17 protein-coding genes are annotated in these 18,202 nt (G+C 61.9%); 10 read left to right on the plus strand and 7 right to left on the minus strand.

The window, feature by feature from the left end:
- The first annotated feature begins 247 nt into the window (after positions 1–247).
- Positions 248–1,582: an NAD(P)/FAD-dependent oxidoreductase gene (locus tag ABIC50_RS19180; RefSeq protein ID WP_354166186.1), complete on the plus strand. Its 1,335-nt coding sequence runs from the start codon at positions 248–250 to the stop codon at positions 1,580–1,582.
- 126 nt (positions 1,583–1,708) lie between these two features.
- Positions 1,709–2,803, plus strand: a complete 1,095-nt coding sequence (locus tag ABIC50_RS19185; RefSeq protein WP_126225591.1) for a potassium channel family protein — start codon at positions 1,709–1,711, stop codon at positions 2,801–2,803.
- 142 nt (positions 2,804–2,945) lie between these two features.
- On the opposite strand, the gene ABIC50_RS19190 is transcribed toward ABIC50_RS19185, so the two are convergent.
- From ABIC50_RS19190 to ABIC50_RS19200, 3 genes are all read right to left on the minus strand, one after another.
- Positions 2,946–3,521 (minus strand): DinB family protein, encoded by a 576-nt coding sequence (locus tag ABIC50_RS19190; RefSeq protein ID WP_354166188.1) that lies wholly within the window; start codon positions 3,519–3,521, stop codon positions 2,946–2,948.
- Positions 3,522–3,583: 62 nt separating this feature from the next.
- A complete protein-coding gene (locus ABIC50_RS19195; protein ID WP_354166189.1) occupies positions 3,584–4,429 on the minus strand; it encodes a PhzF family phenazine biosynthesis protein in 846 nt (281 codons plus the stop codon).
- A 54-nt stretch (positions 4,430–4,483) separates the two neighbouring features.
- The gene (locus tag ABIC50_RS19200; protein ID WP_354166192.1) at positions 4,484–5,128 is read right to left on the minus strand and encodes a LysE family translocator; all 645 of its coding nucleotides are present in this window, start codon (positions 5,126–5,128) and stop codon (positions 4,484–4,486) included.
- Between ABIC50_RS19200 and ABIC50_RS19205 the strand changes: the two genes are divergently transcribed.
- The gene (locus ABIC50_RS19205; RefSeq protein WP_354166194.1) at positions 5,088–6,434 is read left to right on the plus strand and encodes an aminotransferase-like domain-containing protein; all 1,347 of its coding nucleotides are present in this window, start codon (positions 5,088–5,090) and stop codon (positions 6,432–6,434) included. The two genes, ABIC50_RS19200 and ABIC50_RS19205, sit on opposite strands and share 41 nt — an antisense overlap.
- A gap of 52 nt (positions 6,435–6,486) precedes the next feature.
- On the opposite strand, the gene ABIC50_RS19210 is transcribed toward ABIC50_RS19205, so the two are convergent.
- Positions 6,487–6,819, minus strand: coding sequence for a winged helix-turn-helix transcriptional regulator (locus ABIC50_RS19210; RefSeq protein WP_081467218.1), 333 nt, complete (start codon positions 6,817–6,819; stop codon positions 6,487–6,489).
- A gap of 131 nt (positions 6,820–6,950) precedes the next feature.
- Here ABIC50_RS19210 and ABIC50_RS19215 point away from each other — a divergent pair, with 131 nt between their 5' ends.
- From ABIC50_RS19215 to ABIC50_RS19225, 3 genes are all read left to right on the plus strand, one after another.
- A complete protein-coding gene (locus ABIC50_RS19215; protein ID WP_354166196.1) occupies positions 6,951–7,934 on the plus strand; it encodes an NADPH:quinone reductase in 984 nt (327 codons plus the stop codon).
- A 336-nt stretch (positions 7,935–8,270) separates the two neighbouring features.
- Positions 8,271–9,749, plus strand: coding sequence for a sensor domain-containing diguanylate cyclase (locus tag ABIC50_RS19220; RefSeq protein ID WP_354166198.1), 1,479 nt, complete (start codon positions 8,271–8,273; stop codon positions 9,747–9,749).
- A gap of 217 nt (positions 9,750–9,966) precedes the next feature.
- A complete protein-coding gene (locus ABIC50_RS19225) occupies positions 9,967–10,299 on the plus strand; it encodes a cupin domain-containing protein (protein WP_006753233.1) in 333 nt (110 codons plus the stop codon).
- 37 nt (positions 10,300–10,336) lie between these two features.
- Here ABIC50_RS19225 and ABIC50_RS19230 read toward each other — a convergent pair whose 3' ends face one another.
- From ABIC50_RS19230 to ABIC50_RS19240, 3 genes are all read right to left on the minus strand, one after another.
- Entirely contained in the window at positions 10,337–11,317 is a 981-nt protein-coding gene (locus tag ABIC50_RS19230) for a bifunctional helix-turn-helix transcriptional regulator/GNAT family N-acetyltransferase (protein ID WP_354166200.1), read from the minus strand.
- A 146-nt stretch (positions 11,318–11,463) separates the two neighbouring features.
- The gene (locus tag ABIC50_RS19235; protein WP_354166202.1) at positions 11,464–12,222 is read right to left on the minus strand and encodes an SDR family oxidoreductase; all 759 of its coding nucleotides are present in this window, start codon (positions 12,220–12,222) and stop codon (positions 11,464–11,466) included.
- Between the two features lie 100 nt (positions 12,223–12,322).
- Positions 12,323–13,267, minus strand: coding sequence for a LysR family transcriptional regulator (locus ABIC50_RS19240; protein ID WP_354166509.1), 945 nt, complete (start codon positions 13,265–13,267; stop codon positions 12,323–12,325).
- 183 nt (positions 13,268–13,450) lie between these two features.
- On the opposite strand from ABIC50_RS19240, the gene ABIC50_RS19245 reads away from it, so the two are divergent.
- From ABIC50_RS19245 to ABIC50_RS19260, 4 genes are all read left to right on the plus strand, one after another.
- On the plus strand, positions 13,451–14,665 hold the full coding sequence (locus tag ABIC50_RS19245; RefSeq protein ID WP_354166204.1) for an FAD-dependent monooxygenase: 1,215 nt from the start codon (positions 13,451–13,453) through the stop codon (positions 14,663–14,665).
- A 629-nt stretch (positions 14,666–15,294) separates the two neighbouring features.
- Positions 15,295–15,459 (plus strand): hypothetical protein, encoded by a 165-nt coding sequence (locus ABIC50_RS19250; RefSeq protein ID WP_354166206.1) that lies wholly within the window; start codon positions 15,295–15,297, stop codon positions 15,457–15,459.
- A gap of 80 nt (positions 15,460–15,539) precedes the next feature.
- The gene (locus tag ABIC50_RS19255) at positions 15,540–16,634 is read left to right on the plus strand and encodes a SagB family peptide dehydrogenase (protein WP_354166208.1); all 1,095 of its coding nucleotides are present in this window, start codon (positions 15,540–15,542) and stop codon (positions 16,632–16,634) included.
- Positions 16,634–18,199 (plus strand): carbamoyltransferase C-terminal domain-containing protein, encoded by a 1,566-nt coding sequence (locus ABIC50_RS19260; protein ID WP_354166211.1) that lies wholly within the window; start codon positions 16,634–16,636, stop codon positions 18,197–18,199. The genes ABIC50_RS19255 and ABIC50_RS19260 overlap by 1 nt, the downstream gene beginning before the upstream one ends.
- Positions 18,200–18,202 lie beyond the last annotated feature (3 nt).

The raw sequence follows: 18,202 nt of genomic DNA on the forward strand, positions 1-18,202 counted from the left end.
CTGTTGCAGCGACACTGTATGGATATACAGTTTATCGCGCGGTAACATAGCGCCGTCAAGGCGAAAAAATGGGGACGGCCGATCGGCGACAATGACCGGCGGCCGGGCCGCGGCCGGCGGGCTGAACCGCTCGCCGGCCTTCCCGCGTGTTCGCCCAAGCCACACCCGGAACCCGACAGCATGATCTGGTGCCGACCATCGCATACGTCGATGGATGCGCCGGATGGATCGACGCCAACAGAGAACAATGACGACAACTTATCCGCTGCACGATGCATTGACGCACGCCGACACGGCGTTTCCGGCCGAAGCCGACATCGTGATCGCCGGCGCCGGCATCATGGGCTGCGCGGCCGCGTACTACCTCGGTATGCGCGGCCTGAAAGCCGTGGTGCTCGACAAGTCGCGCATCGCCGGCCAGCAATCGACTCGCGCGTGGGGCTTCGTGCGGCAACAGGGCCGCGAGTCGGCCGAGGTGCCGCTGATGATGGCCGGCATGCGGATCTGGGAAGGGCTCGAGCAGGCGCTCGGCTTCGACCTCGAATGGCGGCAGGGCGGTTGCCTCTATATGGCGGACAACGACGACGACTGGGCGTCGTTCCAGGCGTGGCTCGCCGTCGCGCGCGAGCACGGGCTCGACACGCGCACGCTCACGCGCGCGGAAATCGACGAGCGCGTGCGCGGCCTGTCGACGCAAGCGCGCACGCTCGGCGGGCTGTATACCGCGACCGATGGGCAGGCCGAGCCGCGCCGCGTGGCCGCTGCGTTCGCGGCGCGCGCAACGGAAGCCGGCGCGCGTTTCTTCGAAGGCTGCGGCGTGACGGCGATCGAGACGGCCGGCGGCGCGGTCGTCGGCGTCGTGACCGAGCGCGGCACGATCCGCACCCGGCGCGTGATCTGCGCGGCCGGCGCGACCAGCTTCCGGCTGCTCGACGGCGTCGGCATCCGGCTGCCGCAGCAGGCCGTGCGCGGCACCTGCATGCGTACCAACGTGTTGCCCGACGTGTCCGCGTCGACGATCTGGGGGCACGGCCTCGGCATTCGGCAACGCAGGAACGGCACGATCAATCTCGCCGACGACATGCAGGTCGACGTCGACCTGACGCTCGGCCATCTGCGCGGCTTGAGCCTGTTCTGGCCGCAGTTCTGGTCGCAGCGCGAGAAATTCCGGCTGCATCTGAATGCGGCGGCGTGGCGCGATGCGTGCGCGCGCATCGGCGGCGCGGCCGGGCCGATCGAGCCGCGCGATCCGCAGCCGCAGCCGAATCGCGCGCATGCGCCGCGCGCGCTCGCGAAGCTCAAGGCGATCTTTCCCGCGCTGAAGGACGCGCAGATCGTCGAGGCATGGGGCGGCCTGATCGACGTGCTGCCCGACGGGATTCCGGTGATCGACGCGCCCGGCACGCCGTCCGGGCTCGCGATCGCCACCGGCTTCTGCGGGCACGGCTTCGCGATGGGGCCGATCGTCGGGCGGCTGCTGGCCGAATGGGTCGATACGGGCGAGCCGTCGCTCGACCTGTCGGCGTTCCGTGCCCGGCGTTTCGTCGACGGAACGATGGTCCGGCCGCGCAGCATGCTGTAGCGGCCGTTGCGGAGGGGCGGTAGCGGAGGGCCGGTAGCGGACGGCCGGTAGCGGAGGACCGCTTACGGACGCGCCCGCATCTTCCCGTCGTAGAATCGAGCCCGCATCCTTCAGGAGAATCCCCCGTTGGCAACGCCTTCCGCCAAACGTCGCCCGTTGCGCTCACGCCTGCGTCGTACCCGTGATCCGTGGCGGGCGCCGCGTGCACGCACGCTGTTCACGCGCCCCGCGACGTCGCCGCACCACACGCTGCTGTTCCGTCTCGGCGCGGTCGTTGCGCTGTGCATGCTCGCGTTTCTCGTGCTGTATCTCGATCGCGACGGCCTGCGCGATTCGACCAAGAGCACGCCGATGAACGTCGCCGATCTCGTGTACTTCACGATGGTCACAGTCGCGACGGTCGGCTATGGCGACATCGTGCCGGTCACGGCGCGCGCGCGTCTGATCGATGCGTTCTTCATCGTGCCGATCCGTATCGGCATCTGGTTCATCTTCCTGGGCACGGCGTATCAGTTCGTGATCCAGCGCGTCATCGAGGAATTCCGCATGAAACGCCTGCAGAAGCAGCTGTCCGATCACATCGTCGTGTGCGGCTACGGCCTGTCGGGGTCGATCGCCGTGCGCGAGCTGCTGGAGAGCGGCGTCGATCCGTCGACGATCATCGTGATCGATGCACAGCAGCAGGCGCTCGAGGCCGCGACGTCGCTCGGCGTGACGGGGCTGCTCGGCGATCCCGCGCATGAAGACCTGCTCCAGCAGGCGCAGGTGCGGGCGGCGAAGGCCGTGATCATCTCGGTGACCGACGATCCGACCGCGATCCTGCTGACGCTGTCGGTGCGCAGCATCGCGCCCGAGACGAAGATCGTCGTGCGGATCCAGGAGAACCTGTATCAGCGGCAGTTGCGGCAGGCGGGCGCGGACGTGATCGTGTCGTCGACGAAGATCGGCGCGCTGCTGCTCGCGGATGCGGTGCATAGCCGCTACATCGTGCCGTTCGTGAACGACATGCTGTCGACGCGCGGGCGGGCGACGCTGGTCGAGCGCGAGGCGTTGCCGCACGAGATCGGCTGCATGACGAACGTCGTGCCGGGCGCGATCGTCGTCGGGCTCGATCGCTGCGGGAAGATTCAGTCGTTCTACGAAGATCCGCCGTGCCGGATCGAGACGGGCGATACGCTGGTCGTGATTCAGTCGGCCCGGATTCCGGATCCGGATGCGTAAAGGCGCTTTGAATTTTGTGAATTCATATAATTCAATAGGTTGATGTTTTTCATTTCAATCGGATTGCTATCTTCTCCTTTGTGTGTAGGCGCCATGTAGGCGCCCGGAAGCAACATCGATCCACGTCGAGACGAACAGGCGCTCACCGAGCGTCGCGATAGTGATCCCTGATGAATACCGGAAGATCATTTGACGGTGGCGCAAAGGGCACCTGATACATCAGGTCGCCGACAAAACCGCGGTGATAGGTGGCGTGATTGACGACATGCAGCACGATTTGCTCGCGGGTCATGACGCCTTCTCCTCCGCCAACAAACTCGAAATGAACGGCTTTCGCGAGATCCGCGTCCGACCAGGTGTCGACAAGATCGATGTACCAGCGGTCCATTTCCTGAACCGCTTTCCAAAGATCGGAAACTGCAGGCGTATGGTCGGTGTTGCGCGAGGTGTAGGTGTGTTTCTTTCCTTGCAGATGATGTCTGAAAATGTCGTCAACCACGTAGACATGATTCAAGGTATGCACCATGTTTCCGAACCGCGTTGGTCTCTGCCGAAAGGCTTCGCCAGCCGGCAGGTCCATCACGCTCTTGAACGTCAGTCCATTCGCCCAGGACTTGTAGCGCACCAGCATTCTTAATGTGCCTGCTGCCGAGGCGGGCAGTGTGATGCGATCGGTGGTTACGGATGGAGCAATCTCGTGCGGAGGGGAGGCAGGCATGCTGAAACTCCTTGCGTGTTTTCGAACGTCAGAACGATGCTCGGGTTGATCCGTTTGCCTTTTCAAAGGCCGCCGAGCCGGCCTTCGACATGCGTGCGCGTCTTGCCGCCGACCCAGATTTGGCCGGCCTCATCGCGGGTCAGATGAATGCGGCCATGGCGGCCGAGGCGTGTCCCCTGGGCGGCGACATAGTCGTCCTCAACCACACCTGTCGTGAACAGCCACTGCGCCATTGACGCATTGAGGCTCCCGGTGACCGGGTCTTCGACGATCGTGCCCAGATGGTTGCTGAAGAAGGCGCGAACCTCGAAGGCGGGATCGCCGCCTGTTGCATGAGGGCCAATAACGCCGACGTCGATCCGATCTGGCCAACTGCGGAGCGGATCGAGGGCAAGCACCGTATCCGCCGATACCAGCCTGATGCCCAGCCATCCGGGGCCGTTGTCGATCCAGGCGGCATCGAGGATATCGCCCGATTCGATTTGCAGTAGTCGCCGAGCCTGGTCCAATTCATCCTGTGTCGGCGCGCCGGAGCGGATCAGCGGCGGGGCGGCGAAGTAAAGCCGCTCGTGAGCGCGTCGGATCGGAACCAGCCCGGCTCCGCATTCCTGGACGATTTCCGCTTCGTTCTTCGGCACGCAGCCCGTCGAGAGCCACGCATGACAGCTGCCGAGCGTCGGGTGTCCGGCAAAAGGCATCTCCCTGTCCAGCGTGAAGATCCTGATCCGGTAGTCAGCAGCAGGATGCGTGGGTGCCAAGAGAAAAGCGGTCTCGGACAGGTTGAACCACCGCGTCAGCCGCTGCATGTCATCCGTTGTCAGGGTATCGGCACCGATGACGACCGCCAGCGGATTGCCCGAAAGCTGTCCGGCGCCGAAGACATCGATCATATGGATCGCAAAGGCCATGTCATTGCTCTTTCAATTCAGACCAGGTGGTGATGGCGCCGACAAGCCGGGATATCAGCGTTGCCAGGCAAGCAGCTTGACTCCCGCAACGGCGAACACCGCGGATAGCGTGCCTTCAATCCAGCGCCGGAGTCTGGCATACAGGGCAATCATCCGAGCGGTCGAGAAGAGGACCGCATAACCACCGAACACGATGACGCCGAGGAACGCGCAACCGCCGATGATCGCCGGCAAGGTACCGCCAGGGGCGTTTTCCCGAAGCCCAAGGGACATGATGGCCATCCAGGCCAGAACCGCCTTCGGGTTTCCGATATGCATGAGAATGCCCTGGCGGTAGAGCCACCGATAGCGAGGTGTCGAGCGTAGCGGGTCCATCTTCGCGAAGCCGGAGCCCGGCTTCAGCGCCGACCTGCCCGTGCGGAACGCTAGATAGAGCAAATAGATACCACCCACCATCTTTATGACGAACAGCGCGTCGGCATAAGCCGCCAGCACGGCGGAAATGCCGGTCGCCGCCAGGATCGCCCAGAAGAGTGAGCCCGTGATGACGCCAGCCGCCAGAACGAGGGCCGGCAGACGGCCGTCACGCATTGCCGTTCCCATGATCGCCATGTTGCTCGGCCCGGGACTGGCGGTGGCGATGAGATAGGTGCCGTAGGTGCTCCTGCAATCCCCGTGGTCGCCACGGCTTGCCGACATCGAGGCGAATACCACTGAGCGGTTGGTCCTCGCCCTGGCTGACGACATCATCGAGGGGCGGCTGACGGGAGGCGACCGTCTGCCCGCTCATCGCGATCTCGCGTTGAAACTGGGGATTGGCCTTGGGACGGTGACGAAAGCCTATGCCGCGCTCGAACGGCGAGGCCTGACCCGCAGCGTCAAGGGCCGGGGAACCTTCGTGGCGATCCGCCAGGCGCACCATGATCGTCAGATCGACCTTTCGTCCAATGTGCCGCCAGCCATGCTCAACGCTCGCCTGCTGGCGCGAACATTGACCGGGATCGCACGCAAGATCGATGCGGACCATCTCAATCTGTATGCCCCGCCCGCCGGGCATATGGAGCACCGACGTGTGCTGGCTCGCTGGCTTGAAACGCTGGGCCTGACGGTGGAACCGTCGCATCTGGTGCTAACGAGCGGCGCACGCCAGGCGCTGTCATTGGCCTTCGATCTTGCCTGCGGCTCGCAAGGGCTGCTTCTGACCGAGCAGATCACCTATCCTGGCGCGATTGCGCTGGCTAGGCGCAAGGGATATCGGATGCAAGGCGTCGAGACCGACGCGCAAGGGATGGTGCCAGTGGCACTGGCGGACGCACTCGACCGCACCGCATCGACCGGCAGCCAAGCGGTCTATCTCACGCCGACGCTGCACAACCCGACCACCGCAACGATGGGCACGGAACGAAGGCAGGCCATCGTGGATATTTGCCGCCAGGCGGGCGCGTGGATCATCGAGGACGGCGTCTATGCGTCGGCAGTGCCGGCTTCGCCACCGCTTGCGGCGTTGGCGCCCGAGATCGCCTTTCATGTGAACGGGCTGTCCAAGTCTCTTGGCCCCGGTTTGCAGATCGGCGTGCTCGCGCTGCCGCCCGGACTCAACGACGCAGCGGAAGATGCGCTGCGGGATCTGCCGATGGCGCCGTCGCCGCTCTCTTGCGCAGTGGTTGAGGAATGGCTGGCCACCGATGTCATCTCGTCGATCCAGCGGGATCTGCACCATGAGGCGCGGCGTCGATCCAATCTGGCAATCTCTCTACTCGGCGCGAGCGAACTGGTCTCGCATCCCGGCGCCTACAACGCCTGGCTGCCGATGGAGCGTGACGCTGCCAATCGTTTCACATCCGTCGCTGCAGCGATGCGTATCAAGTTGACCCCTCCGGAATCCATGATGGTGAACCCGGAAGATCGGGCGAGCGGGATTCGACTTTGCCTCGGCGGCCCGTCGTTCGAAGATCTGACGGAAGCACTGACGCTCCTGGCAGGGCTGCTGAAGCAGCGTGCTTGACGCCACCGGGCGAGCACCGCGGAGCCGGAAAGTCTTAACGCCAAGGCACTTTCTACGATCCGCGCCGGGAAAGGTAGCTATCTCCCCAATCCTTCATCGCGTTGAGCACAGGTGCGAGGGTCCGCCCGAATTCGGTGAGCGAATATTCAACCCGAGGCGGAACTTCTGCAAATACCTCGCGGGAAATTATGCCGTGCGACTCCAGCTCTCGAAGCTGCAAGGTCAGTGACCGTTGTGTGACTCCGCCAATAAGCGTGCGAAGTTCCCCAAAGCGTTTTGTGCCGCTGAGCAAGTAGTACACGATAAGTGGCTTCCACTTTCCGCCTGCGACCTCGACGGTAGCCTCAACCGTGCATCGGTACCCTTGAGGATTCGGTATCTTCATATCTCAATAGTATAAAAATTAACCCTATATATCAATGTTGTGCTTACTGTTCATTAGTGAACTTAGGGTCCAAACTGCATCGGTACGGTGATCAAGACACCCCGCATATTTGGAACGACGGAGCAAAATTGATGAAAGCAGCTTTCTATGAGCGTCAGGGGGCCGCCCGGGACGTGTTGATTGTGGGGGAACTGCCGATGCCAGAACCGGCGCCAGATGAAGTGCGAGTACGAATCCATGTATCTGGATTGAATCCGACAGATGTCAAGGCACGTACAGGATTCTCCGCTCCCATGCCATATCCTCGCGTCATTCCTCATCAGGACGGGGCGGGGGTCATCGACGCTGTTGGCATAAACGTATCTCCTGACAGGCTGGGTGAGCGGGTCTGGATTTATGAGGCACAGCATGGTCGAGCTACGGGCACGGCGGCGGAATTCGTTGTAATTCCATCAAGCCATGCTGTCCACTTGCCTGACAACGTGTCGTTTGACGTAGGGGCAGCGCTTGGTATTCCTGCGTTGACGGCACACCGCTGCCTGTTTTCCGACGGCAGTCTTAAGGGCCAACGCGTACTCGTCCACGGAGGAGCGGGTGTGGTCGGCACTGCTGCAATCCTGTTGGCTAAATGGGCTGGTGCATGGGTTTCGGCAACGGTGATGAACGCCGAACAGGTCACTGTCGCAAAGGCGAACGGCGCGGACCTGGTGATCGACCGAAAGGCGGACAACGTGGCAGATCATGTCCTCGAGGCGACAGCCGGGCTTGGGGTTGATCGTGTCGTTGACGTTGATCTGAGATCCAACCTCAATGTCAATTTGGCGCTCCTTTCTCAAGGTGGAGTAATAAGCGCCTATGCGATGGCCAGTGCATCGGACGAACTAGCGGTTCCATTATTGAAAGCCATGATGCACGGGTGTGTTCTCCGTTTCGTATACATCTATCGCGTCCCCATCGAGGCAAAGCAAGCCGCCATCAGCGACATTAACGCTTGCCTTGAGGCGGGCGCTTATTCGCCACGAATCGGATTGAAGGTTCCATTGGATCAGATTGCTTACGCTCACGAGACACTGGAGTCCGGTCAAGTCATAGGGAAGGTTCTCGTGCATAACTGATTCGACGGTTGTCTTTGGGTAATCGATCCGTCGACGAATCGATTGACTTTCGGATTCCAGATTCGGGTGCGTGATGGTCGGGTGCGAAACGACCCGCTATCGACGCACCGACGCACCGACGTATCGACGCCCCCGACGCCCCGACGCCCCGACGCCCCCACGCCCCCACGCCCCCACGCCCCCACGCCCCCACGCCCCCACGCCCGACGCCCGACGCCCGCTGCCGCGCCGCCCTCGGTGCATCCCCCGCTTGCCATGCCGCTGCGCCTTTTTTAGTATGAAGTAATCATGTGGTGCGCCCGCGCCCGCGCACACGCTTGATCATCGAGGAGACACATGCAATCCAGGTCGGCGGCTCCCTATACCATCGTCGTGGTCGGTATCGTGATCGCCTGCGCGCTGATGGGTCTGTGCGTGCTGCAGCTGTTCCAGAGCCGCAACGACGCGCGGGAGCGGGCGAGCGAAACCTCCCGCAATCTCGGCCTCATCGCCGAGCGCGACATCGAACGCAACTTCGAGCTCTACGACCTTTCGCTGCAGGCGGTCATCAACGGCCTCAAACGTTCCGACGTGATGAATGCGCCCGCGAGCCTGCGGCGCTCCGTGCTGTTCGACAATGCGATGACGGCGGAATTTCTCGGCTCGATGCTGGTACTCGATGCCGGCGGCAACATCGTGCTGGATTCGGCCAACGACGTGCCGCGCCGCGGCAATTTCGCCGACCGTAAATACTTCACCGTCCATCGGGACAATCCGAATGCCGGACTCTTTATCAGCGACCCGTTCACGTCGCGCCTGCGCGGCGGGGCGCCCAGCATCGGGCTCACGCGCCGAATCTCGAACCCGGACGGCTCGTTCGGCGGCGTCGTGCTCATCGCGGTCAACCTCGAGTATTTCCATAATCTGTTTGCCGGCCTGTCGCTGGGGCAGCACGGTTCGATCTCGCTGATCGGCAGCGACGGCGTCATGGTGATGCGTCAGCCGTACGACGCCCACACGATCGGCCGCGACATCAGCCACGCCGCGACCTTCAAGCGGTTTCAGACCGCGCGGGAAGGCGTGTTCCCGGAAACCTCGTCGCTCGACGGGGTGCGCCGGCTCTACTACTTCAGGCACCTGCCGAAGCTGCCGCTGATGATCATGGTCGCCGAAGCGGAAGAGGACATTTATGCGGCGTGGCGGCACCGGGCCGCGACGATCGGTGGGTTGGTGGCGACGTTCGGCGCCGCCTTCATCGCGGTGTCCGTCATGCTCGGCACGCAACTGCGGCGGCGGATGCGCGCCGAATCGGAACTCGTGTTGCTCGCCCGCACCGACGGTCTCACCGGGCTGAACAATCGCCGCAGCTTCGGCGAAGTGCTGGATATCGAATGGCGGCGCGCACGGCGATCGCGCTCGGTTTTCTCGTTGTTGTTCGTCGATGTCGACCGCTTCAAGGCCTATAACGACACCTACGGCCATCAGGCCGGAGACGACGCCCTGGCCGCGGTTGCGCGCTGCATCGGCGAGAACATCCGCCGGCCCGCCGATACCGCGGCCCGCTACGGTGGCGAGGAATTCGTCGTGCTGCTCCCCGATACGCCCGAGACGGGCGCCGCCCAGATCGCCGAGCGAATTCGCGCGGCGATCGACAAGCTGGCGCTCGAGCACGCCGGCAGCGAACATGGGCACGTCACCGCGAGTATCGGCCTCGCGAGCTGGACGCCCGAGGACGATGAAGAGGCCGGCAGCGTGATCAAGGCCGCCGACGAGGCGCTGTACTACGCGAAGGCGACGGGCCGCAACAAGGTCGCCGCGTTTCAGCCGCCGGCGTGACGGCGTGACGCATCGCAGCATTGCAGCGTTGCTCCCGCTGACGGGTACGCCTCATCCGATCGCGCGTGATGAACCGACGGCGCGCGATATCGATGACGAGGCGGCCGCCTGAGCGTCGGTCTTGCCGGGCCCGCAAACGAGTTCGCCGCAACGACTGCCGCCGCGCTACAGTGGACGTCAACCGCCGTCGAACGACGGGCGACGCGAGGGTCCAACCATGCAACTTCAAACCGGCAACCTGTTCAGCACCGAAGCGGCGCGCGGCGACGACGAACGGATCGACATACTCGTCGCGGGCCCGCGCCTGAACGTCGAGCGCATCGTGTCGATGGGGCACGCGAGTCCCGACGGATTCTGGTATGACGATCCCCGTGCCGAATGGGTCGTGCTGCTGTCAGGCGCGGCCGTGCTCGAATTCGAAGCGGACGCGACGCTGCACGACATGCGCCCCGGCGACCATGTGCTGATCGAACCGCATTGCCGGCATCGCGTCGCGTGGACCCATCCGGAAGAACCGTCGGTCTGGCTCGCGATCTATCACGATCGATGAATCGTGCGGCGGCTTATCCGCTGATTGGTTTATCCCCTTATCGACCCGGCCCGCACCGGCTGAAGCGCTGCTCGATGACGTGGGTTCCCCATTGCGCACCCTCCGATTCGCTGGTCAGCGTAAAGCCGAACGATTCGTACAAGTGACGTGCCGAATCCAGGCCCTTGAACGTCCATAGATAGGTCTCGTCGAACCGCTGCTCGTCGACGAACTGCATCGCGCGCGTCATCAGTTGCCGCCCGATACCGGCACCGCGCAATGCGTCGTCGACGATGAACCATCGCAAGTGTGCGATTCCCGTGGCCTTGTTCCCGTCTATTGCGACAGAGGCGAGCGCGCGGCCGTTTTCGGTATGGAGCCACAGAGCCTTGCCTTCGGCGGGCAGCGTGCCGGCAAATTCGGCGAGCTCGGTCGCCACTTTTTTCTCGAAGAAGGCGCCAAATCCCCAGTGTTCCGAATAGAACCGCGCGTGAAGGCTTGCGATGTCGCCGATACAGCCGGGCTGGTAGCCGTCGACAATGTGCCCGGCGTCCGGATTCGGCGCGGGTGGTGCCTCGGCGCTGTTGTCTTGCGCGAGCGCATCGCTATACAGCGCGAGCGCGCGGACGAGGGTTTGCTGGTCCGCCGGAACCATCCGGCGTAATGCATTCGACACCTGGCGCGTCGCAAACTGGTCGATCTTCTTGCGCAGTTTTTGCCCGTCGGCAGTCAGGTACAACTCGGTCGCACGCGCATCGTCGGGTGAGATGCGGCGCGTCACGAAGCCCGCCGTTTCGAGCCGGGAAAGCTGCCTGCTCGTATTCGATTTGTCGAGACGCAGAATGCTGCCCAGATCCTTCGCGCTGATACCGGGCGCCATTCCGATTTCGAGCACGGCGTGAACCGCTGATGGCGCCAGATCGCTGTCGGCCAATGTCGCGCGCATGAAACCCAGTTCGCGAACCAGCTTGCGGGAAAAATCGCGCAGCTCGAGGATCGTCGCGTCGCGAGGCTTCGCTGGAATATCGATGAGGTCCATGATCAGTCCGCAAAAAAGTTGCGAGTCGCAAGCAATATTAGTTGCGCCTCGCAACTTGTCAAGGACGATTTACGTTTCGACGGCGCGCCGGGGAGCGTCACCGGCAGCGCCGGCCGGCGCGCCGAAACAGGCGCGGCGCCCCGGACTTATCCGCGCCCCACGAACGGCATCGTGGTCGCCATGATCGTCATGTTCAGGATGTTCGTATCCAGCGGAAGGCTTGCCATCTGAACGACCGCGTTCGCGACATGCGTGACGTCCATGCGCGGCTCCGGCGCCATGCGTCCGTCGGCCTGCAGCACGCCGTCCGTCATCCGGTCGGTGAGCGACGTCGCCGCGTTGCCGATGTCGATCTGGCTGCACGCGATGTTGTACGCGCGGCCGTCGAGCGCGAGCGACTTCGTGATGCCTGCCACCGCATGCTTGGTGGCCGTGTACGCGATGGTGTTCGGGCGCGGCGTATAGGCGGAGATCGAGCCGTTGTTGATGATCCGGCCACCCTGCGGCGTTTGCGCCTTCATCAGGCGCCATGCTGCCCGCGCGCACAGGAAGACGCCCGTCAGGTTCGTCGCGACGACGTCGTTCCACACGTCGAGTTCGTATTCGTCGAGCGGAACGGCCGGCGCGTTGCGGCCGGCGTTGTTGAAGAGGACATCCAGCCGGCCGAACTCGTGCGAAATCCGCGAGAACGCATGTTCGACCGACGCTTCGTCGGTGACGTCGGCCGGCAACGCATATGCGTCGCCATGCCCGGCGGCGATCGTCTCTTTCGTTTCAAGCAACGATGCTTCGTTGCGTCCGATCAGCGCGACGGTAAAGCCGGCGTTCGCGAGTGCGATGGCGGCGGCACGACCGATGCCGGATCCCGCGCCCGTGACGGCGGCGAACTTCTTCGAGGCAGACATGGCTTGATTCCCTGCGGGTTGGGGTGAGGAAAAGAGGCGACATCATGCGCCGGGTGAAGCGCCATCGTACCGCGCACCGCGGGTTGCGCCGCTCGCGCCGCTATTTTCTGCGGGCCGGCGCGGCCTTGCGCGCGCGTGTCCCGGTGTCCGCGAACAGGCTGACCACGATCTCCCGTAGCCACCGGTTGCCTTCATCCTGATTCACGCGCGCATGCCATAGCATGTGAATCGGCGCGCCCGGCAGCGTGACCGGCAACGCCCGCCAGCCGAGCGAAAACGGTGCGGCCAGTTGCAGCGCAAGATGTTCCGGCACGGTCGCGATCAGGTCGGTGCGCTGCAGGATATAGCCGACGCTCATGAAATGCGGCACCGTCAGCCGCACGCGGCGCTTCACGCGGCGCCGCTTCAGCCAGTCGTCCACCTGCCCGTGACCGGTGCCGGCCGACACCACGACCAGATGCTCGGCATCCCGCCACGCGTCGACCGTCAGCGGCGCGTCTTCGAGCGGATGCCCGCGCCGGAACAGGCACACGTAGCGCTGATCGAACAGCCGGCGCTGATAGAACCCGCCCTGCAGTTGCGGCAGCAGCCCGATCGCGAGGTCGACGCGGCCGTCGGCCATCTCGTCGCTGAGGTTGACGCTCGTGTTGCGCACCGTGTTGAGCGCGATGCCCGGCGCCGTGCGCGCCAGATGTTCGAGCAACGCGGGCAGGAACACGACTTCGCCGATATCGGTCATGCCGATCGTCATCGTGCGCGACGCGCGCAGCGGATCGAAACCGGTCTCCGGATTGAGCGCGGCGTGCAGCGTCGACAGCGCCTGCGCAACCGGTTCGGCCAGCCGCAACGCGAAGGGTGTCGGGACCACGCCGCCCGGCCCGCGCACGAACAGCGGATCGCCGAGGCGGCGGCGCAGCTTCGCGAGCGCGTTGCTGACGCCCGGCTGGCTCATGTTCATCTGCTCGGCGACGGTCGACACGCGCCGCTCCTGCATCAACCGCTGGAACAGCAACAGCAGGTTGAGGTCGATCTCGCTCAGTTCCATGGTTCGGCGTTGTCTCCGATCATTGCGTTCAGTGATGAAGCAGATTCCCGGCATTTTATTGTGGGATAAGGGTGCGCTGCTGAAAATACCGACACGGCGCCTGCATTCGACCGGCGCGCCGGGCAGGTCACGCGCGCCGCGGCCTCGACCACTCATCATTTGAATATCGGAGACACCTTCATCATGCAGACGAATCTGAGGATCGCGATCGTCGGTGCCGGCATCGGCGGCCTGACACTGGCGCTCGCGTTGCGCGAGCAGGGCATTGACGCGCATCTGTACGAGCAGACCGACGTGCTGCGCGAGGTGGGGGCGGCCGTTGCGCTATCGGCCAACGCGACGCGCTTCTACGAACGGATGGGATTGCGTCCGGCTTTCGATGCGGTGTGCGCGGAGATTCCCGGTCTCGTCTATCGCGACGGGCGCAGCGGCGTGGTGATCGGCCATCATCGCGGCGAGCCCGACTATCGCCGGCAGTTCGGCGGCTCGTACTGGGGCGTGCACCGCGCGGACCTGCAGGCGATCCTGTCGAAGGCGGTCGGGGTTGAGCAGATTCATCTGGGCCATCGGCTGGTCGAACTCGCGCAGCATCCGGATCGCGTCACGCTGACCTTCGAGAACGGCGAGCGCGTCGACGCCGATCTCGTGATCGGCGCGGACGGCGCGCGTTCGCTCACGCGGCGCTGGATGCTCGGCTACGACGACGTGCTGTATTCGGGTTGCTCGGGCTTTCGCGGCGTGGTGCCGGCCGAGCGGATGAACCTGCTGCCCGATCCCGAGACCATTCAGTTCTGGGTCGGGCCGCACGGGCATCTGCTCCACTATCCGATCGGCGACAACGGCGACCAGAACTTCTTGCTGGTCGAGCGTCATCCGTCGCCGTGGCCGTCACGCGACTGGGTCATGCCGGCGCAGGAGGGCGAACAGCTGCGCCTGTTCAGGGACTGGCATCCGGCGGTGGTGCAGATGATCACGGCGGTGCCCATCAGCCAGCGCTGGGGGCTGTTTCACCGGCCGCCGCTCGGCCGCTGGAGCCGCGGGCGCGTGACGCTCATCGGTGATGCCGCGCATGCGCTCGTGCCGCATCACGGTCAGGGCGCGAATCAGTCGATCGAGGATGCGATGGTGCTGGCCGCGCAACTGGCGAAGGCCGGGCCCGGCAACTGGCGCGACGCGCAGGAAGGGTACGAGCGGCTGCGGCGCGGCCGCACGCGCAAGGTGCAGTACGCGTCGATCTCTGCGGCTGACGTACTGCATCTGCCTGACGGGCCGGCTGCGCAGGCGCGCAATGCGCGTCTCGGCGAGCGCGACAGCGTGCTGCATCACCTGGACTGGATTCACGATTTCGACGCGCTCGCCGATGAGCCGGATGAGCGGCAGGGTGGGACGTGGCTTTGAGTTGAAAGACGCGGTGCGATCGGCGCTCGTGTTGGGTGATCGGTCGGGGGGGGGGGGCGGTCGTCAGCTGCTCGTCGGGAACGCCGGCCTCCGTGCGGGCCGGCTCGTGTCGCGCTCACGTGTGGTCAGCCGCCCGTTCCGCATCGTGCTGGATCGGTTCGATGTCGGGACGCCGCGCGGCCGGATGCGAGTCGGGTAGCCGCGCCGAGGCGCCGGCTTTTCGCCCAGCGTCCGCGGCGCGTATTCGGTCAGCCACGAATCGGTGGCCATTTATCTTGATAACGCTATCGACTGTGTGAAACAGAGAGCTATGAGTGAATGGAAATCGTCGATCGCTCATGTCCATTCCGATACTTATATCAGTTGACCGATTTGGAGGATTGTGTCCTCGAAACTGCGGTTGGCAATGGATTTTTAAAATGCATTCTGTATGAAACTAATTGTCGGGGCTGGAGGGGAAAGCGTGGAGCGCGGTGCCACGTCGGCCCTTGGCTGTCAATCGGAAATCCTGGAATAATCAATTCCCATTGATATCGAGCTTTTGGATTGATTGATCAAAATTATTTCCTATGATGAAAGTGCGCCGACCCATAGGTGGGTGCTTTTGTTTTCTTTTATAGGATATCGTCATGAAAAAAGTTCATATCGAGCCGATGCTTTCACATCAGTCGAACGATGCTTACGAAAGTCCCATTAGTGTGTCGACTCAAATGCAGAAGATTGCGCTTGAGCCATCTCTTTCGCATCAGTCGAATGACGCTTATCAGAACCCGATTGGCATTGCCCAGAAGTAACGTCGAGGTTTAAATAAGACGGCCGATGGCTGGTGCGCAACAGTCATCGGACATGATTTATTTAATAATGGCTGGCTGCTATGAGTATTGCCTCGAATCCGATGTTTTTCATTAAGATAATTGGTGGGAAATTGATTTTATGGGACTATCGAAAGCATTCTCAGTATGAGATAACGGCAAATCACATCCGTCGCCTTCTCGAAATTTCCCGCGGTGACGATCTGACGGAATCGGGTCTGGACGCTGAAATCGCGGCTAGTGGAATTCTAGCCGACGATGATCGCAAGCTTGAAGATTGGGGTTGGGATTGCTTGTCGCAGATATTTCATATTGGAACGCAGATTGTTCTGGAGGATGGGGTTGATCTTCCATCAGATGACGGTTACGAAGGATACGTTGCTTATTGTGCTTCGATAGTCGAAAACATCCCGACAATTAAATATATCCGTGCCGGGGTGCCGATCGAGCTTCCCGTGCCCAGCAAGGATTTCGCCGATGTGCCACGACTGGCCGATGCATTGCTGAAGCGACAGACAACCAGATCTTTTATTCCCGAGCATGTTGAGCTACAAAAAGTCGCCGATACGTTGCATTGGACGTTCGGTGCCGTACACGGTGAAACCCGGGAGGATATGCGCACCGCTGGTCTTTTGCCTATTGGCTATCGCCGAACTTCACCATCTGGCGGCTCACTACACCCTAGTGAGGCCTATCTGGTCGCTTTGCGTGTAACCGGATTGCGGGCAGGCATATATCATTACAGAGCCATGTCGCATCAGCTTACCCTGGTGACCGAGAAAATCGATGGTGAGTTGCTTGGCAGAATCCTATGTGCACAGATGTTTGCAAGAAATCTGGCTTTCGGGGTATTTGTCACATCGAGATTCGACAAGATGTGGTGGAAATACCCGCACTCCAGAGCCTATCGGGTCGCTTTGCTGGATATTGGTTGTCTTGCCCAGACATTTCAGCTTTCGACAACCGGCCTTGGTTTGCAGTCATGGCTCACCGGCTATTTTTTGGATCGTGAAATCAATCGTTTGTTAGCGGTAGATGAGGTTAATGAATCGGTTTTATTTTTCATGGGGGCAGGGCATGGTGAGGGTAGTGCATTCGCTCCGGAGTTGCTTTCTGCTGTAGAGAAATGCAAAAAATATCTCACGAAGGAAATGTAATGCTCATTGTCGGATTCAAACCAGGCCATGATGGGCATATCGCGTGTATCGAAGACGGTATATTGAATTTCTCATATGAAGCTGAGAAAGATAACAATCCGCGATATGCTTCGGTTGGTGTCGAATTGTTTGTTGAGGCTTGCTCCGAAGTCGGTCGAATACCAGATGCTCTCGGTATCAGTGGATGGAGCAAGGGAGGGAATCCGGAAAGCGGATTCTCTATCGGTGGCGGCTATCTGGGCCTTGCACCGCCTCGGGTTACGTTCGGCCAGTTCTTTGGTAAAGACGTCCGCGTAGTATCAGACTCCCACGAGCGCTCGCATGTCATGTGCGCCTATGGAATGTCGCCGTTCCCGCAGGGGCAAGCATGCTATGCACTCGTATGGGAAGGGTACATTGGCTCGTTTTACCACGTCGATGAAGACGTTCGTATCAGGAAGCTCGGTGACGTGCTCAAGTATCCGGGTATGCGGTACGCATTCGCGTACGGAATCGGGGATCCGGATTTCGATTTGCGACCTGGACAAATCAGGCTGGGTGATGCAGGAAAGTTGATGGCGCTTGCTGCATATGGACAACGAGCAGACGAAGGCAGCGTTGAGTACGATTTCGTTTCTGACTTGCTGTCGGATCATCTGACGATTGAGTTGCTGGACAAGCGGAAATACGCGAGATCCAGGTATTTCAATGCTGGAGTCGAAAGCCAGACGATCAAAGATCTCGCCCGGACGCTTTCTGATGGCATCTTTGACCTTTTTTTTGATCGAGTACACACGTTGGCGGAGGGCAAGGCACCGCTCCTAATTAGCGGTGGATGTGGCTTGAATTGCGACTGGAATCGCCAATGGGTCGACAGCGGTCTCTTTAGCGACGTGTTTGTTCCTCCATGTCCGAATGATGTCGGATCCGCGATCGGCACGGCGATCGACGCACAGTTTCTGCTGACGGGGTGCGCCAAGATCGAGTGGGACGTCTATCGTGGTCAATCGTTCGTCGATGACTGCGACGAGGTTGACGGTTTTCGTCGAAGCGAGTTGGATTATCGCGCCGTCGGCGAACTGCTACACCGCGGAGCCATTCTCGGTTGGGCTGACGGGAGAGCCGAAGTAGGCCCGAGAGCGCTGGGAAACAGGTCAATCTTCGCGGCGCCGTTCGAGAGATCCACACTTGTAAGACTCAATGCGATTAAGCGACGAGAGTCGTTCCGGCCGATTGCGCCGATATGTCTGGAAGAACGGGCTACGGAGTATTTCGACTTGCGAGGACCCAGTCCCCATATGCTGTACTTCGCACGAGTGAAGAGCGATGCGTTGAAGGCGGTCACCCACGTCGATGGTTCGAGCAGGCCCCAGACAGTGAATTCACGCCAGAATCCGAAAGTCCACGCGTTGCTCAAGGCGTTCGAGGCGGTCTCCGGTGTCGGCGTGTTATGCAACACGTCGCTGAATTTCAATGGAGCCGGTTTCATCAATCGGACGAGTGATCTAGCGCGATATGCGACGGAGGCGGGACTGGATGGTTTCGTCGCGCGGGACAAGCTGTACATGAAGCTCAATCCTCATTAAGGG

Origin of the sequence: Burkholderia sp. 567 (assembly GCF_040545115.1) — a bacterium.
GTDB lineage: Bacteria > Pseudomonadota > Gammaproteobacteria > Burkholderiales > Burkholderiaceae > Burkholderia > Burkholderia ambifaria.

Bases quoted from the DNA above. Each gene is read 5' to 3' on its own strand.
- ABIC50_RS19190 (WP_354166188.1), bottom strand. From the start codon at position 3,521: ATGCCTGCCTCCCCTCCGCACGAGATTGCTCCATCCGTAACCACCGAT.
- ABIC50_RS19255 (WP_354166208.1), top strand. From the start codon at position 15,540: ATGAGTATTGCCTCGAATCCGATGTTTTTCATTAAGATAATTGGTGGG.
- ABIC50_RS19260 (WP_354166211.1), top strand. From the start codon at position 16,634: ATGCTCATTGTCGGATTCAAACCAGGCCATGATGGGCATATCGCGTGT.
- ABIC50_RS19225 (WP_006753233.1), top strand. From the start codon at position 9,967: ATGCAACTTCAAACCGGCAACCTGTTCAGCACCGAAGCGGCGCGCGGC.
- ABIC50_RS19245 (WP_354166204.1), top strand. From the start codon at position 13,451: ATGCAGACGAATCTGAGGATCGCGATCGTCGGTGCCGGCATCGGCGGC.
- ABIC50_RS19240 (WP_354166509.1), bottom strand. From the start codon at position 13,267: ATGGAACTGAGCGAGATCGACCTCAACCTGCTGTTGCTGTTCCAGCGG.
- ABIC50_RS19230 (WP_354166200.1), bottom strand. From the start codon at position 11,317: ATGGACCTCATCGATATTCCAGCGAAGCCTCGCGACGCGACGATCCTC.
- ABIC50_RS19200 (WP_354166192.1), bottom strand. From the start codon at position 5,128: ATGTCGGCAAGCCGTGGCGACCACGGGGATTGCAGGAGCACCTACGGC.
- ABIC50_RS19220 (WP_354166198.1), top strand. From the start codon at position 8,271: ATGCAATCCAGGTCGGCGGCTCCCTATACCATCGTCGTGGTCGGTATC.
- ABIC50_RS19235 (WP_354166202.1), bottom strand. From the start codon at position 12,222: ATGTCTGCCTCGAAGAAGTTCGCCGCCGTCACGGGCGCGGGATCCGGC.
- ABIC50_RS19195 (WP_354166189.1), bottom strand. From the start codon at position 4,429: ATGGCCTTTGCGATCCATATGATCGATGTCTTCGGCGCCGGACAGCTT.
- ABIC50_RS19215 (WP_354166196.1), top strand. From the start codon at position 6,951: ATGAAAGCAGCTTTCTATGAGCGTCAGGGGGCCGCCCGGGACGTGTTG.
- ABIC50_RS19210 (WP_081467218.1), bottom strand. From the start codon at position 6,819: ATGAAGATACCGAATCCTCAAGGGTACCGATGCACGGTTGAGGCTACC.
- ABIC50_RS19180 (WP_354166186.1), top strand. From the start codon at position 248: ATGACGACAACTTATCCGCTGCACGATGCATTGACGCACGCCGACACG.
- ABIC50_RS19250 (WP_354166206.1), top strand. From the start codon at position 15,295: ATGAAAAAAGTTCATATCGAGCCGATGCTTTCACATCAGTCGAACGAT.